We start from the raw sequence: 16,300 nt of genomic DNA, 5'->3' as shown, positions 1-16,300 counted from the left end.
ATTCCATGAGAGGTGCGCGCCCTGTCAGGCAGTGGGGGCCGTATCGCACGACGGATAATCGGGGGGGACGACACTGTCATGGTCGATGGTGGGGTAGGAGACAGCGACGACAGCGGCCTGCGGTCGATCGACCTGGCGACGCTGAGCGGCGTACTTCGTGTCTGTGATGTCGAACTGCTTCTGCTCGATGGCAATGGGCCGCGGGCTGCCTTCGCTTCACGCGTGCACGAGGAGGCGTTGTTCTGCAGCATCAGCTGTGGATTCCATTGTCGTGGACGTTTCATGCTGCCGCCGGACTGGGCGATGCTGGGGTATCTGCACGCGACCGATGAAACCCTGAGCTGGTGCCATGGCGTACCGCTTACACCGGGGATGGCGTTGACCGTGATGCCCGAGGGCATCAGCGAGTTCACCCTGAGCCCAGGCACGCATATGACCCTGATGCTGGTGCCGCTGGCGCGGGTGCAGCGCAAGCTGACCGAACTGAGCCTGCGCAGCACGCCGCCGGCAGGCCAGGCGCTTTCACTGTTCAACCTCGCCAGCGAAGCCGCCCCGCTGGCACAGCATTACCAGCAGCTGCACCTGCAGCTGGGCCAGGGCACGGGCCTGCAGCCGGAAGAAACCGAACGTTTGCTGCACGAACACGTACAGGCACTGCTGGGTGCCGGTTCCGCCGATCGCCCGGGCTGCAGCCGTGCGCGGCGCACGCATTATCTGATCGCGCAGCGCGCGGAAAATTTCATGCGCCTCAACCTGCGCCGCAACATCTACATGAATGAGATCTGCGACGCCGCTGGTGTCAGCGAGCGGGGGCTGCGGTACGCGTTCGAGGACCTGTTCGGTACGTCACCCAATCGCTATCTATCGATGCTGCGCCTGTGCGCGGCCTGCCGCAGCCTGTCGATGGCCGATTCCAGCCGTCGCTCGGTCAAGGCCATCGCCCTCAGCTGCGGGCTGTGGGACCTGTCGCGTTTCGCCGATAACTACCGCAAGGTCTTCGGTGAACTGCCGCGCGACACACTGATGCGCGCTCCCGCGCAGATCGGCCAGCCGGCCTGAGCCAAGCCCCGTAAGGGTTTCCCGGCAGTTCCTGCCGGAATTGCATATCCGCTTGCCGATATGGTTGCCGCTTCTGCATAACCGGCTGCCGATTCCGACCGTGGATTTGCCGGAATGCGCGATTGCCGTGCCGGAATGAAGTGCGCAGCCGCCGTTGCAAGCGCTGAAATGTCAGTCACCTGCCTAACGGCAAGTCCACTGACATTCCAGTTGTTCGCCTACGGGGGAAATGCTCATGAACCGCATCTACCGGCGTGTATGGAACCGCCAGCTCAATGCTCTGGTTGTGGCCTCGGAACTGGCCACCGGCGACAGCGGCGGCGCTGCCCGCGATCCGCGCAGCGTCCTGCTGATGCCGACCGCACTGGCCCTGGCCCTGCTGTGCGTGCTGGCCAGCGGACATGCAGGAGCGTCCGAATCCAATCAATCGCTGCGTGACCTGCAGGCACTGGCCGCGAAGTACGCGCAGCCGATGCCGGTCAAGGTCGACGCTGAGGTGGCACTGGCCGCCGCAACGCGTCAGGCGCAGAGCACCACGGCAATCAGTGCCGATGCACGTGTCGGCCTGCAGCTGAGCACGAACGCGCTGCCGATCGTGCGCGATGTGCTGCCAGCCACCGTAGAGGTCAAGCTGGCGGCGAATGCCGCGCCGAAGCAGGTCGCGGTTCCGGCGTTGGCTGCCGATGTCCGCGCCAATGTCGGGTTGGGCCATGCGGCGTCCAATGTGGCGAAGGTTGACGCATCGCTGGCGGCACAGGTTGCACCGTCTGCTCATTCGCCGCTCGGTGTGGCGGCTGATGCAAGGGCGAAAGCCAACGTTGGCGTCGCTGGTGCACAGGTGGCTTCGATCGAGACCGGTGCCAAGGCTGCGGCCGCTGTTGCTGGTGCATCCGCTGGCGCGCTGTCTGGCCTGAACGCTTCGGTTGACGGCAAGGTGGATTCGAAGCTGAAGCTGGCGGGCCACCAGATCGAGGGTCAGGGACAGGTCAAGGCGACGGCGGCGGTCGCGCTGCCGGCCAAGGAGGAGCTGCCTGGCGAGACTCATGATCGCGCAATCACCGCAGCCTTCGATACCGGTGTTGCCGGTAAGGTGCGCGTGCAAGCGCCGGATGGCCAGGAAGTCGTGGCCGACCGCAATCTGAAACTGGCCGGCCAAGCAACCGTGGCAGCGCAGAACAGCGCGCTGGGTGTCGGTGGCCTTGTCGGCGGTGTCGTCGGCGCGGCAGGCAGCACCGTGGGTGGCGTGCTCGATGGCAGCGCAGGCAACACGGTGGGTGCAGTTGGCGGCGCATTGCACGGCGCGGTCGGAGCGGTCGGCAGCACCGTCGGCGGCGCGCTCAATGGTGCGGTTGGGACCGTCGGTGCAGTCGGCGGCACCGTGGGCGGTGCACTCAATGGCACGGTCGGTTCGGTAGGCAGCACCGTCGGCGGCGCACTCAACGGTGCGGTTGGCACGGTTGGTGCAGTCGGCGGCACCGTGGGTGGTGCGCTCAACGGCACGGTCGGTTCGGTCGGCAGTGCAGTCGGTGGCGCACTCAACGGTGCGGTTGGCACGGTTGGTGCAGTCGGCGGCACCGTGGGTGGTGCGCTCAACGGCACGGTCGGTTCGGTCGGAAGCACTGTCGGTGGCGCACTCAACGGTGCGGTTGGCACCGTCGGTGCAGTCGGCGGCACCGTGGGTGGTGCGCTCAATGGCACGGTCGGTTCGGTCGGCAGTGCAGTCGGCGGTACGCTCAACAATACGGTGGGTGCAGTGGGCAGCACCGTTGGCGCAGTCGGCGGCACCGTGGGTGGTGCACTCAATGGCGCGGTCGGCACGGTTGGCGCAGTCGGTGGCACCGTGGGTGGCGCACTCAACGGCACGGTCGGCTCGGTCGGCAGTGCGGTCGGCGGTACGCTCAACAATACGGTGGCTGCAGTGGGCAGCACCGTCGGCGGTGTGCTCAATGGCGCTACGGGCGGCAGCACCGGCGGCCTGGGCGGCCTGCTGGGCGACACGCTTGGCAATGTCGGCGGCGCCGTCGGCAACCTGCTCAATGGCAATCTCAACGGCACCATCGGCAATCTCGGCACTGCCGTCGGTGGCCTGGTAGGCGGCACGCTCAACGGCCTCGGCCTGACCAAACCCTCGGCGATCCCGCCGACCAGCCCGAAGGCGCCGGCTCCGGCCGACCCGAATGCAGGCCTGATCATCGGCACCGGTGGCCTGGTCGGCAATGTCGGCCAACTGATCGGTCCGACCACCACCAGCCTGTTCGGTGGCAACGGCTACCTGAGCAACGGCAACCTCAAGCTCAGCAACGCCAACGTGATGCAGACCTACTCGACGGTCAATGTGCTGGGCCTGCCGGTGGTCAACCTGTCGCCGGTCGGCAGCACCCTCAGTGGCCTGGGCGGCGCCGTTACCGGCGGCAGCTCGCACCTGACCCTCATCGGCGGTGTCACCTCCGACAGCTACATCTACAACATCAACAACGGCAATCCCGGCGGCCTGCTCGGGCTGCTGCTGCCGAAGGACTCGCCGGCGTGGGCCGCCAAGTGCCTGGACATCGTCCTGGCTGACATCTCCTGCTGGGCCGTCAATGCGGCGCAGGACTACCAGGTGCTGATGGGCGACGGTGCCTTCGCCAATGGTTCGAAGGAGGTAGTGATCGGCGCCAATGCCCGCCACGAACTGCCGAAGGTCGATGCCAACGTCGCCTTCCCGGGTGCGGGTACCAATGACCCGAGTAATCCGACCGGTGTCCCGACTGCCGACTATGCCGCACGCATGGGCCACTCGGTGATCGTCGGTGACAGCGCGGTCGGCACTGCCAACGGGCAGACCCTGCTCGGTGCCGAGGCCACGTCGAACCAGGCCAATTCGGTCGCACTGGGCTACCGCTCGGCTGCGCTGCGCGGTGCCCAGGCCAGCTACAGCGCCTATGGCCTCACTGCACCGCAGGTCTCTGCCGGTGAAGTGTCGGTGGGTACCGCCGGTGGCGGCGAGCGCCAGATCACCAACGTCGCCGCAGGTAGTGTCAATACCGATGCGGTCAACGTGGCCCAGTTGAAGGGCGCCATCAGCCTGATCAACGGTGTGGCCGATGCCGCAGTGACCTACGACCTGGACGGCGCCGGCAATCCGAACTATCGCCGCGTCACGCTCGGGGCGGGCACCGGCACCACCACCATCGGCAACCTGGCCGGCGGCGCGGTCACGGCCGGCAGTCTGGAAGCGGTCAATGGCGGCCAGCTGTCCACGACCAACGCTGCCATCGCCGGCTTCTTCGGTGGTCGCGCGGCCTTCGATCCGGCCAGCGGTGCCTTCACCGCACCCCTGTTCGAGATCAGCACGATCTCCACCGGCGGCGCCATCGCCAAGGGTCTGTATGAGAACGCCACCGATGCGTTCGCTGCTGTGGACGGTTCGCTGGTCAACCTCAACACGCAGATCACCGACATCCGCAACGGCGGCACCAAGTACCTGCGGGTGAACTCGACCGGTACCGAGGCACTGGCCAGTGGTGCCGACTCGATCGCGGTGGGTACCAACGCCCGCGCAACGGCCGCCAACAGCATCGCGGTTGGCGCCGGCAGCCTGGCTGACCGTGCCAACAGCGTGTCCATCGGTGCCGCGGGTGCCGAGCGCCAGGTCACCAACCTGGCGGCCGGTACCGCAGCGACCGATGCGGTCAACGTGGGCCAGCTGCAGGCCTCGGAACAGGGCGCCCTGCGCTATGACCTCAACGGCGATGGCAGCGTCAACTACGCCAGTGCCACCCTCGGCCAGAGCGGCACCGCCACCACGCTGCGCAACCTGGGCCCGGGTCAGATCAGCGCCACCAGCAGCGAGGCGATCAATGGCGCCCAGCTGTTTGCCGCCAACCAGGCCGTGGCCACGCATCTCGGTGGTGGCGCGGCGGTCAACGGCAGCGGTGTGCTGACCGCACCCACCTACTCGATCAACAACGTCGCCGCCAACGGCACCGTCACCAAGGGCAGCTACAACGACGTCGGTACCGCCTTCGACGCGGTCAGCAACTCGCTGGCCAATGTCGCCGACCAGACCGGCGAGATCGACAAGCTTGCCGTGAAGTATGACGTCGATGGCAGTGGCAACGTGCTCAACAGCGTGACGTTGACGGGTACCGGCACCGGTGCGGTGAAGATCACCAACGTCGCCGCCGGCAGCGTCCTGGCCGGCAGCAGTGATGCCATCACCGGCGACCAGCTGTTCAGCACGAACAGCACCATCGCCAACTACTTCGGTGGCACCACCGCCTACAACGGCACCACCAACGTGTGGACCGCGCCGAAGTTCAGCATCTCCAGCATCGCCACCGACGGCACCTTCACCAGCGGCGACTACAACAATGTCACCGCCGCCTTCACTGCGGTGGACGGCTCGCTGAAGGTTCTCAACCAGCGCATCACCAACGGTGGTGGTGGCAGTGCCTACCTGGCGGTGAACTCGACGGCAGCAGCTGCAACGGCTGCTGGCGCGGAAGCGGTGGCGGTGGGGCCGCAGGCCAGCGCTGCCGGCGCGAACAGCGTGGCAGTCGGCAATGGTGCCAGCGCCAGTGCCGGCAACAGCGTCGCCCTGGGTGCCGGATCGGTGGCCAGTGTTGGTGCGCAGACTGGCTACACCGGCGCGTATGGCCAGACCGGCGCCAGCAATTCGGCCGGTGAGGTCTCGGTCGGCAGTACCGGCAGCGAGCGCAAGGTCACGCATGTCGCAGATGGTTCCGACACGTATGACGCGACCAATGTCGGCCAGCTGAAGAACGGCGTGAACTACGCCATCGACGAGTCGAAGAAGTACACCGACCAGAAGATCCAGAACATCACCAACGTGGCCGGCAGCTTCCGCGCCAACAACACCAACAACCTGGCCGACCCGTCCGCCAGCGGTGCCAACTCGGCCGCCGGTGGCGCAGGCTCCACCGCCGCCGGTGCCAATTCGACCGCGCTGGGCAATGGCTCGCAGGCGCAGGCCGACAACTCGGTGGCACTGGGTGCGGGTTCGGTGGCGAACCGGGCCAATACGGTCTCGGTCGGCGCCAGCGGTGCCGAACGCCAGGTCGTCAACGTGGCTGACGGTTCGCAGGCCACCGATGCGGTCAACGTGCGCCAGCTGCAGGCCTCGCAGCAGGGCACGATCCGCTACGACACCACTACCAACGGTGCGACCAACTACAACAGCGTCACACTCGGCAGCACCAACAGTGGCCCGACCACGGTGCGCAACGTCGCCGCCGGCACCGCCGGTACCGACGCGGTCAACGTCGACCAGTTGAAGTCGGGCATGGCGCAGACCCTGGACTGGTCCAAGGCCTACACCGACGAGCGCATGGGCGGCTTCGAGCGCGACCTGCGCAAGACCGACAACCGCGCCTCGGCCGGTATCGCTTCGGCGATGGCCACTGCGGCCCTGCCGCAGCCCAGCGAGGCTGGCCGCAGCATGGCCTCGGTCGCGGCCGGCAGCTACAACGGCGAGTCGGGCGTAGCGGTCGGTATCTCCGGTGTTTCAGAGGGTGGGCGCTGGATCTACAAGTTCAGCGGTTCGACCAACAGCCGTGGCGAGGCCGGTGTGGCCGTCGGTGCCGGCATCCAGTGGTGATCGCCGCCGCCGGGCCGCACGCGCGGCCCGGCATTGCGGAAACGTCCATAGGGGGAATGACATGAAACAGCATCGCATCGCCCGCGCCGGCCAGCTGGCCGCTACGTTGGGCCTGGTCCTGGGGATGGGCCTGCTGGCCGCTTGCCGCAGCCATGCGCCGGCCGCCGAGGGTCCTGCCGAAGCCACCGCCGTGCAGTTCCCGGCCGCTTCGAAGGCCTCGCTGAAGGAAGGTATCTATCCCGACGTTGCCGACCTGCGCCGCTTCGCGCCCGGCATGAGCAAGCGGCAGCTGTATACGCTGCTGGGCACGCCGCACTTCAACGAAGGCATGTGGGGTGTGCGGGAATGGAACTACCTGTTCAACTTCCGCACCGCGCAGGGCGCGGAGTATTTCACCTGCCAGTTCCAGGTGCGCTTCGACAGCAAGGGCATCGCCCAGGGTGGCTACTGGAAGCCGGAATCGTGCGCGGCGGTGCTGGAACCGCCGCGGCCGCCAGCGCCGCCAGCACCGGCACCGCTGCCGGAGCAGCCGCTGCGCCTGTCCGCCGATGCGCTGTTCGGGTTCGACAGTGCAGTGCTCAGCGCCGAGGGCCAGCATGCAGTGCAAGGCGTGCTGGCACAGGTGCGCGAAGCCAGCCAGGTGCAGTCGATCCGGGTGACCGGTTATACCGATCGCATTGGCAGTGCCAGCTACAACCAGACGCTGTCGCAGCGACGCGCCGAAGCGGTGCGCATGGCGCTTGTGCAGGGAGGCGTGCCGGCGGCAAGCATCAGTGCTGAAGGACGTGGCGCGGCGGAGCCGGTCGTGCAGTGCGAGCAGCGCAACCGCCGTGAACTGATCGCGTGCCTGGCCCCAAACCGCCGTGTGCAGATTGCAGGTGTGGCACAGCCACGCTGAGAAACCCGCCGGGGCACCGCCCCGGCATCCCGAGTCCCCCTGACCGCCGGCAGGACGTGGCCACGTCTCCCCCGTTGTCTACGCCTGCCGGCGGCTCAGGTTTTCATACGGTGCACGATGAACGCCCAATTCCTGCCTCTTTCCATGAAGACGGAAACCACACTGAGTGTGTACGGCCAGCTCGGCAACCATGCCGTGGTGCGCATTCCCGGGCGGCGCCTGCCGGGATTGATCCTGCAGGCGGACACTGTGGCCGGCTTCCTTGCCCAGCTGCAGGAAGCCCAGGCCTGCCTGCGCAGTGGCCGCGCACAGCGTACCGACGCCGAACTGGACATGCTGATCGACGTGCTGCAGCAGTGGTATGCGTTGATTGAATCGCGTCTGGCCGACGCCGGCGAGGCGCTGTAGAGGAAAAAAGGGGACGGAGGGGATTAAGTCGTTCTTGCCCCGGCTGTGCCGGAAACGACTTAATCCCCTCCGTCCCCTTTTTGTATCAGGCGCGGGCGCGCACCAGCCAGCAGGCGGCATCGATGCGCACACGGTCGCCTTCGATGAACGGGTTGAATGCCGCTAGCGCCGTGCTCCGGAGCAAGGTGGCTCGGCCTTCAGGCAAGTTCCGCAGCGCCAGACCCAATGGGCCCAGCTGTCCCACATAGGTCGGCAGCTCATCGCGGGCGATCGAGCACGGCAGGTCCACCGCAACCATCTCCACATCCTTCCAGCCGGCGGCCTGCAGCAGGCGCTGCACGCGCTGGCCATCGGCAAAGGCGAACTGGCCGGGTGCTCCTGGCGCACGTGGCGGTAGGTCCAGCTCATCGCCAATGGCGCGCTCGGCGGTCGTCATGAACGGGTTCTCCTCCGCGCTGCGCCAGGCGATGAAACGCAGGCCGGCACCCGGTCGCGCGGCGCGGTGCAGGTTGGCGAAGGCGGCCTCGGTATCTTCGAAGAACATCACTCCCAGCCGCGACTGGATCCAGTCGAAGTGTGCGGAGGGCAGCGGATGCTGCTGCGCGTCGGCGACGATGAAGTCTGCATCCAGCCCCGCGGCTTCGGCGCGCTGACGGGCCAGTGCCAGCATCGGCGCGGAGATGTCCAGGCCGGTGCAGTGCGCAGCCGGACATGCCGCAGCAGATGCCAGCAGACTGGCACCGGTACCGCAGCCGACATCCAGCAGTTGCGTGACGGTACCGGGCAGCTCGTCGACCAGCAGGTCGGCCATCGGTTGGAACAGGCCGTCGAGGATGGCCTGCTGCGCAACCCAGATCTGACCGCCGGGGCCGTTCCACAGGGTGTTCTGATCAACGGGGGATCTACGGGTCATGGTCTTGCCTTGCGGGGAAGTCGCCCATAGGTTGGCGCTTGAAGGTCACTTGAGGTCAAGCCCGTGCGTGAACTGGATATCGGCGAGGTGGTCAAGCGCAGTGGCGTGCCGGCCTCGACCCTGCGTTACTACGAACAGTTGGGGTTGTTGCAGGCGCTGGGCCGCCGCGGCCTGCGACGGCAGTACGACGAGCAGGTGCTGGAACGGCTGGCACTGATCGGTCTCGGCCAGGCGGCCGGGCTGTCACTGCAGCAGATCGGGGCATCGCTGCCGCCGCAGCGTGGATGTATCTCGCTGGACCGTGAGGCGCTGCTGGCACAGGCCGATGTGCTGCAGCGGCAGATCACCCAGCTGCAGCGGGTGCGCCGGCATCTGCAGCGTGCGGCGGCCTGCCCGGAAGCGCAGGATGCGCGGCAGTGCGGTTCATTCCGCAAGCTGCTGCGGGCACAACAGCGCCTGGCGGGTGGGTGAGAGAAGCGCATCCACGCATGGCGTGGATCTACTGCACCTCGACCTCGGTAGATCCACGCCATGCGTGGATGAATCAATCGCGGGTACTGACTTCCCAGGTGGCGTGCAGCACGCCAGGCACGTGTTCCATCCGTGCCAGCACGACGTCCAGCTCGTCGGCACTGACCGCGGTACTGACCAGCACCGCGATCACGTCGGTGGGCGCGTCGGCATGCTCGACCACCTGCACATCACCGACCGGGTACTGCGCGGCTTCCAGCGCATCGACCAGGCGCTCGCGCACCCGCGGCACGGCTTCGGCATCCACGCTCAGGCGCACCTCGTAGGTGGCTTCTGTGGCGGTTTCGTTGATCGGAATACGGTTGATTGCATTCACCAGCGGCCGCAGCAGGGTGTTGCCGGCGATGATGAGCACGGTCAGCAGCACGCCCTCGGCCAGCATGTCCGCGCCGGTGCAGCTGCCCACCGCCGCCGAGCACCACAGGGTGGCGGCGGTGTTCAGGCCGCGCACGTTCATGCCTTCCTTCATGATCACACCGGCGCCGAGGAAGCCGACGCCTGAGACCACGTACGAGATCACCCGCACCGCCTCGGCGCTGCCGGCGATGCGCATGCCCAGGTCGACGAAGGCGGCGGCGCCGACGGCCACCAGCACGTTGGTGCGCAGGCCTGCCGTGCGTTGCCGGTACTGGCGCTCGGCGCCGATCAGCGTGCCCAGCACGAAGGCGGCCAGCAGGCTGACCACGGTGTCGGCGAAGGGGCCGGCCTGGAAGGTTTCAATGAAGCGCATGGCCGGAGTCTACCCCGGCCATGTGACGGTAGATCCACGCCATGCGTGGATGGGTTGTAGATCCACGCCATGCGTGGATACCCGGAAGTGCCAAAAACGACTTAATCCCCTCCGTCCCCTTTTTGCGGGGTCAGTCGGCGTCCTCGACGCGCTCGCCCATCAGTTCGCGCTGGCGTTTGTCCAGTTCCTCGGCGTAGCGCTTGCGTACGAAGGCTTCGGAAACCACGCCCAGTACCTGGCCGTCGGCGGCGACCACGGCCAGTTCGTCGGCCTGGGTCTGGTCGAAGCGCTGCATCACGCTGACCACGTCCGCGGCTGGCGACAGCGATACGTCCCGGTTCTCGGCCAGCTCGCCGATCGTGGTCTCCGGCTTCACGCCGTCGCCGTAGACGCGCGGAATCTGCACGATGCCGGCGTAGTGGCCTTCGCTGTCGATCAGGATCACCCGGCTGCCCGAGCCCAGCGGGAAGCGCTGGCGGAACGCAGCGGCATCGAGATCGGCCGGGGCGGTGGCCACGCCCTTGCGCATCAGCCGGCCGGCGTTGAGGTTCTGCACCCAGCCCACGTCGCGGGCACTCTTGATGGTCTCGCCGCGCAGGTGCATGCGCCAGGTCGAGAACGAATAGCCGAACCACTGCCGTACCAGCGTGCTGGACACCAGCACCGCGCTCATCACCACGCTGGTCAGCAGGAAGTCGTGGGTGCCTTCCAGCACCAGCATGGCCATGGTCATCGGCGCGCCGACCACCGCTGCGGCCAGCGCCGCCATGCCGGCCAGCGCGGCGGAGGTGGCGTCGATCACCGGCACGCCGGTGGCCATGGCCAGCAGCCCGGCGAACAACGCGCCGACCAGGGTGCCCATGAACAGCGAGGCGAAGAACAGGCCGCCACGGAAGCCGAAGCCCAACGAGATGCCCGAGGCCAGGCACTTCAGGGTCAGCAGGCCGCCGATCCAGATCAGTGGCAGGTGCGTGGTCAGGTCCAGGTGCAGGGCGCCATGGCCGGACGACAGCACCTGCGGGCTGGCCAGGGCCAGTGGAATCAGCAGCAGGCCGCCGACCACCGGCCGTCCCCACAGCGGCAGCGGGCTGCGCTTGACCGTGCCCTCGATCGAGGCGATCAGCCGCATCACCGCAATGCCGACCATCGCGCAGCAGCAGCCGAGCAGGCCGTAGATGGCGTAGTCGGCGGCGCGGACATCAATCGTCGAGGCGGCGGGCAGCAGGTAGGCCTCGATCCCGGCCTGGTCGGCCACGAACGCGCCGGCCAACGCGGCCACGGCCACCGGCGCCAGTGCGGCCGGGGTGTAGGCGCCGATGACGATCTCGAAGGCGTAGAACGCACCGGCCAGGGGCGCACCGAAGGCGGCGGCGATGGCACCGGCGGCGCCGGCGCCGACCAGGATGCGCACGTCGTTGCGGCGCAGGCGCATCACCCGGCCCAGCTGCGAACCGCTGCCGGCGCCCATCTGGGTGTACGAAGCCTCAAGTCCGACCGAGGCGCCGCAGCCATTGGACAGCAGGGTCTGGGTCAGCACGATCAGGTTGTCGCGCATCGACATGCGGCCGCCATGCAGGGCATTGGCTTCCACCGCATCAAGCAGGGGGCGCTTGAGCCGGGTCGCGGCCAGGCTGACCAGCCCGACCAGCAGGCCACCCAGTGGCAGCACCAGCAGCGCAGTCCAGGTCAGCGAGGGCAGGGAGCTGAGGCGCATGCCTTCATCCAGCCCGTACAGGGCGCCCTGCAGCCAGCGTGCGATGCCGGACTGCAGCAGGGTCAGGTAGCCGGCGATCAGGCCGACCAGCAGCGCAAGTGCGATGAACCAGAGGTCGCTGCCGCGCAGTCGCAGGCGCAGGCCCTGGAAGGCCAGATGCAGGCGCGATGGCAAAGCAGACGGTGACATGGTGGCGGCATGATACGCCGCCACCGTGATCGCCACCGTCACTGCATCGGGCGATTACCGCGTCAGAAGCGGTAACGACCCTGCAGGTAGAAGGTGCGCGGCGCGGCCACCATGCGGCCGGCGTTGCCATCGACGTTGCGGGTGTACCAGCGCTTGTCGGCCAGGTTGTTCACGCCCAGCGTGATTTCGCTGTCACCCAGGCCCGGCACCTGCCAGGCCACCTGTGCATTCCACAGGCGCACGCCCGGCACGCGGCCCACGCGCGCATCGGCGGTTTCTTCCCAGGTGTTGGCGGCATCGGAGAACTGGCCGCTCTGGTGGGTGCTGGAGACATTGAGGGTCCAGCCGGCCAGCGCGTAGCGGGCGCCGATACTGTCGGTGTCGCGTGAATAGAACGGCACGTCCAGACCGCGGTTGTCGCCGGACTGCTGGATCGCCTTGGTCCAGGTGTAGTTGGCGTACAGCTCCAGCCCGGTCAATGCGCTGTCCTCGGCGAAGCGGTACTCCAGCGCGCTCTCCACGCCCTTGTGGTCGGTGGCGCCGATGTTCTGGAAGGTCGGCGGGGTGATGCCCGGCACCTGCAGGATCTGGTTGTCGAAGCGCATCTTGAACACGGTCACTTCCGCGCGCAGTACACCGTCCTGCCAGCGCGCACCGAGTTCGGTGGTCTTGGCGATTTCCGGGTTCAGCGGGTTGCTGGCGGTCTGCGAATTGAGCTGGATGTTCTGCACCGGCCCGAACGAGGTGGTGTAGTTGCCGAACACGGTCAGCTGCGGGGTCAGCAGGTAGGCGATGTTGAGCGAGGGCAGGGCCTTGTCGTTGCGGCTGCTGAAGGTCGCCGTGCCGCCGGCCTGGCGGCGGTCCATGTCGATCCACTCCATGCGCACGCCGGGGGTGATCCGCCACTGGCCGACGGCGATGCGGTCGTCGATGTAGAACGCATGGGCGTCGGTGGCGTTGTTGAAGCGGTTGGTGGCGCTGGCCACGCCGGTGCGGCGGGTGACGGTGTAGCTGCGGTCGTTGCCACGTTCGCGCAGGAAACGGTAGCCGGCGGTGATGTCGTGCACGCTGGCGCCCCAGTGCAGGCGCTGGGTGTAGCGCGGCTCGATGCCGAGCACGCGGTAGTCGCGCGGCTGCACGGTCAGCTGGGTATTGGCGGCATTGATCAGCGAGCTGGCTCGGCTGCTTTCGTTGTAATAGGCCAGCACCTCGAACTCACTGTTGGCCGACAGCGTGTTGGTGTAGCCCAGATCGATGCCGGTGCGGTGGCCCTTCCAGAAATCGGTCGGTCGGGTGTTCTGGAACGGATCGGCCTCGTACTGGGCGCGGGTCAGGCCGCCCGGGGTCAGCGAGCGCACATCGTAGTACGACAGTTTCGCGCGCAGCTCCTGCTGCTCGTCGATGGCATAGGCGAACTTCAGTGCAAGGTCGTTGAAGCGGTCATCGCTGCCTTGGCGCCAGCCGCGCCCGTCCTGGCCGGAGTACAGCAGGGCCGCGCCCAGTCCGTTGTCGCCGGTGCCGCCGAGGAAAGCGTTGTACTGGGTGCTGTCGCCGCCGCCGTGGTCGTAGGCGGTGTAGCGCACGCCGGCTTCGCCGTGCAGGCCGGCGCCGGTGGGAATGGCGCGGGTGCTGAAGTTGATGATGCCGCCCACGTTCTGCGGGCCGTAGCGCACCGCGCCGCCGCCGCGTACCACGTCGATCGATTCGATGTTGGACAGACTGGTCGGTGCGAACGAAAGCTGTGGCTGGCCATACGGCGCCACCGCCAGCGGCACGCCGTCCAGCAGCACGGTCGAGCGCGGCGAGTAGCGCCCGGTCAGGCCGCGCACGCCGATGTTCAGCGAGACCGAGCTGCCGGCCGTGCCGGAGTTGTCGGTGACCTGCACGCCGGGGATGCGGCGCATGGCATCGCCGATGCTGGCCGCGCCGCTGGCTTCGATGCGCTGGCGGTCGACCACCGTGCGTGCACCGGCAAAGCTCTTGACGCTGTCATGCAGGCCGGTGCCCAGCCAGCTGCCGGAAACCTGGATGCTGTCCAGCGTGGTGGCGCCGTCCTGGGCGAAGGCGCAGGTGGCCGGGAGCAGGCACAGGGCGAGGGCGGTGGCCAGGGGCAGGTGGACCGGTTGCAGGGCGTGGATGGGCATCGGTGCGGGCTGTGGAAGGTCGTAAATGAGAATTATTGCTGATTCCATTCGCTATTGGAATGCATCCCGGGTTCATGCCGATGCCCCGGTGATAAAGTGTCCGATTGCTTCCTGACTCGCTGAGATCCGCCATGTCCCAAGCCGCTTTCTACCCCGTCGGAACCCCTGGCCAGCCGTGGGGAGCGGCGGAACGGGAGGCGTGGCGTGGCCGCCAGCAGCGCCTGCGTCGCTATGACGAGGAGGTGCTGCCGCGCATCGAGGCGCTGGCTTCGCGCTTCGACAAGGTGGCCTATGGCCAGCTCGACTACGCTGGCGAGACCTACACCCTGTTCGCCCTGCGCAGCCGCGACTGGAACCCGGCGCTGCCGGCTGCCCTGGTCACCGGTGGCGTGCACGGTTATGAGACCAGCGGCGTGATGGGCGCGCTGGAGTTCCTCGAAAAGCACGCCGCCGACTATGCCGGCAAGGCCAACCTGCTGGTGGCGCCGTGCGTGAATCCGTGGGGCTTCGAGCGTATCAACCGCTGGAATTTCGATGCGATCGATCCGAACCGGAACTTCCGCGCCGACGGCCCGGCCCGCGAGTCGACCGCGTTGATCGAACTGATCGCACCGATCAAGGGTCAGTTCGTGCTGCACATCGACCTGCACGAGACCACCGACAGCGATGAAAGCGAATTCCGCCCGGCGCTGGCCGCGCGCGACGGCAAGCCGTTCGAGCCGGGCCTGATTCCCGACGGCTTCTATCTGGTGGACGACAGCGAGGCCCCGCAGGCGGCGTTCCAGCAGGCGGTGATCGCTGCGGTGGAGAAGGTCACCCACATCGCGCCGGCTGACGACAAGGGCGAGATCATCGGTTCGGCGGTGGTGGCGCATGGCGTGATCGAGTACCCGCTGGTGAAGCTGGGCCTGTGTGCCGGCATTACCGGTGCGAAGTACACCACCACCACCGAGGTCTACCCGGACAGCCCACGTGCGACCCCGCAGCAGTGCAACGATGCACAGGTGGCAGCGGTGTGCTCGGCGCTGGATTACGCGCTCGCCCATCGTTGATGAAAAGGGGACGGAGGGGATTAAGTCGTTTGTGCCACAAACGACTTAATCCCCTCCGTCCCCTTTTTCGGTTCACCCCAGCGCGTCGGCCCACCACAGTGCGGCCGGTCCTGGTGGCGTGTCGCGGCGCCACAGCAGGTCGCTGTGGATGCGCCGCGGCCAGCCGGGCAGCACCAGTTCCACCAGTCGCCCACGGTCGTAGCGCTGCACCAGTGCACGCGGCAGTTCGGCCCAGCCGATGCCGTCCTCGGCCATCTCCATCACCATCAGATAGTCGGTGGCGGTCCAGGCCAGGCCGGTGACCACGCGGGATTGATCGACTTCCGCGCTCAGGCGCACCTGCCGATGCCGCGCCAGTTGCGCGGCGGCGCGACGCCCGGCGTTGGCCAGCGGATGTTCGCGCGCCACGTACACCGACAGCTCGCTGTGGTGGGCCAGCGGTCGCGCCACAAGTGCATCCGGATAGCGCTCCTGCCGTGGCAGCAGGCCCAGCGCGGCGCGGCCATTGCCGACCAGTTCCAGCACGTCCTCGCCCTCGGCATCCAGCCATTCCAGTTCGATCTCCGGGAACGCCTCGGCGAAGCGCTGCAGGATCCGCTGCTCCGGATCGAGCTGGTAGACATCGGAAAACACCACGGTCAGCCGCGCTTCGACCGGGGCGGCCAGGCGCACGCTCAGCTGCTGCAGGCGGGCATCGGCGGCAAGGATCTCCTGCGCGTGGCCCAGTACCTGTCGCCCGGCCTCGGTCAGCTGCGGGTAGCGGCCGCTGCGGTCGAACAAGGTCACACCCAGGTCGGCCTCCAGATGGGCGATGGCGGTACTGACCGTTGATTGGGTCTTGCGCAGGCGTCGCGCGGCGGCCGAGAACGAGCCCAGCGCCGCAGCTTCCACGAAGGCCTGCAGGGATTCAGGGGAGTAGGGCATTGATCCATCGCTCCTGTCGATGGAATCCATTTTGATCCCACCGTAAAAGACGATGATACTGATCGCCGTCGCCCCTGTCTGCGGGGCGTTCCGGACCCCACGCACGGCGTGGATCTATTGATGAGGCGGCGCGGTC

At 67.4% G+C, this 16,300-nt stretch carries 11 protein-coding genes; 6 read left to right on the top strand and 5 right to left on the bottom strand.

Annotated elements, in window-relative coordinates; all coding sequences use genetic code 11:
• The first annotated feature begins 78 nt into the window (after nt 1-78).
• The 4 genes from ABR323_RS04910 to ABR323_RS04895 all read left to right on the top strand — a co-directional run bounded on the left by ABR323_RS04910 (nt 79) and on the right by ABR323_RS04895 (nt 7,967).
• A complete protein-coding gene (locus ABR323_RS04910; protein ID WP_439448458.1) occupies nt 79-1,059 on the top strand; it encodes a helix-turn-helix domain-containing protein in 981 nt (326 codons plus the stop codon).
• 235 nt (nt 1,060-1,294) lie between these two features.
• Nucleotides 1,295-6,661, top strand: a complete 5,367-nt coding sequence (locus ABR323_RS04905) for an ESPR-type extended signal peptide-containing protein (RefSeq protein WP_439448457.1) — start codon at nt 1,295-1,297, stop codon at nt 6,659-6,661.
• Nucleotides 6,662-6,722: 61 nt separating this feature from the next.
• Nucleotides 6,723-7,559 carry an OmpA family protein gene (locus ABR323_RS04900; protein ID WP_439448456.1) on the top strand — a complete coding sequence of 279 codons (837 nt, stop codon included), beginning with the start codon at nt 6,723-6,725 and terminating at the stop codon, nt 7,557-7,559.
• A 144-nt stretch (nt 7,560-7,703) separates the two neighbouring features.
• Nucleotides 7,704-7,967, top strand: a complete 264-nt coding sequence (locus ABR323_RS04895) for a DUF6959 family protein (RefSeq protein WP_006450485.1) — start codon at nt 7,704-7,706, stop codon at nt 7,965-7,967.
• Between the two features lie 85 nt (nt 7,968-8,052).
• On the opposite strand, the gene ABR323_RS04890 is transcribed toward ABR323_RS04895, so the two are convergent.
• Nucleotides 8,053-8,880: a class I SAM-dependent methyltransferase gene (locus ABR323_RS04890; RefSeq protein ID WP_439448455.1), complete on the bottom strand. Its 828-nt coding sequence runs from the start codon at nt 8,878-8,880 to the stop codon at nt 8,053-8,055.
• Between the two features lie 63 nt (nt 8,881-8,943).
• On the opposite strand from ABR323_RS04890, the gene ABR323_RS04885 reads away from it, so the two are divergent.
• Nucleotides 8,944-9,351: a MerR family transcriptional regulator gene (locus ABR323_RS04885; RefSeq protein ID WP_439448454.1), complete on the top strand. Its 408-nt coding sequence runs from the start codon at nt 8,944-8,946 to the stop codon at nt 9,349-9,351.
• Nucleotides 9,352-9,424: 73 nt separating this feature from the next.
• On the opposite strand, the gene ABR323_RS04880 is transcribed toward ABR323_RS04885, so the two are convergent.
• The 3 genes from ABR323_RS04880 to ABR323_RS04870 all read right to left on the bottom strand — a co-directional run bounded on the left by ABR323_RS04880 (nt 9,425) and on the right by ABR323_RS04870 (nt 14,188).
• Nucleotides 9,425-10,141: an MgtC/SapB family protein gene (locus tag ABR323_RS04880; RefSeq protein ID WP_024957423.1), complete on the bottom strand. Its 717-nt coding sequence runs from the start codon at nt 10,139-10,141 to the stop codon at nt 9,425-9,427.
• A 130-nt stretch (nt 10,142-10,271) separates the two neighbouring features.
• Nucleotides 10,272-12,044 carry a chloride channel protein gene (locus ABR323_RS04875; RefSeq protein WP_439448453.1) on the bottom strand — a complete coding sequence of 591 codons (1,773 nt, stop codon included), beginning with the start codon at nt 12,042-12,044 and terminating at the stop codon, nt 10,272-10,274.
• A gap of 62 nt (nt 12,045-12,106) precedes the next feature.
• Entirely contained in the window at nt 12,107-14,188 is a 2,082-nt protein-coding gene (locus ABR323_RS04870; RefSeq protein WP_439448452.1) for a TonB-dependent receptor family protein, read from the bottom strand.
• 131 nt (nt 14,189-14,319) lie between these two features.
• On the opposite strand from ABR323_RS04870, the gene ABR323_RS04865 reads away from it, so the two are divergent.
• Nucleotides 14,320-15,240 carry a M14 family metallopeptidase gene (locus tag ABR323_RS04865; protein ID WP_439448451.1) on the top strand — a complete coding sequence of 307 codons (921 nt, stop codon included), beginning with the start codon at nt 14,320-14,322 and terminating at the stop codon, nt 15,238-15,240.
• 72 nt (nt 15,241-15,312) lie between these two features.
• On the opposite strand, the gene ABR323_RS04860 is transcribed toward ABR323_RS04865, so the two are convergent.
• The gene (locus ABR323_RS04860) at nt 15,313-16,164 is read right to left on the bottom strand and encodes a LysR family transcriptional regulator (RefSeq protein ID WP_439448450.1); all 852 of its coding nucleotides are present in this window, start codon (nt 16,162-16,164) and stop codon (nt 15,313-15,315) included.
• Nucleotides 16,165-16,300 lie beyond the last annotated feature (136 nt).

Origin of the sequence: Stenotrophomonas sp. ATs4 (genome assembly GCF_051861585.1) — a bacterium.
In the GTDB taxonomy this organism is placed as follows: Bacteria; Pseudomonadota; Gammaproteobacteria; order Xanthomonadales; family Xanthomonadaceae; genus Stenotrophomonas; species Stenotrophomonas maltophilia_AS.
Note: the sequence above shows the minus strand (reverse complement) of the source record. Positions and strands in the feature narration are given on the sequence as shown.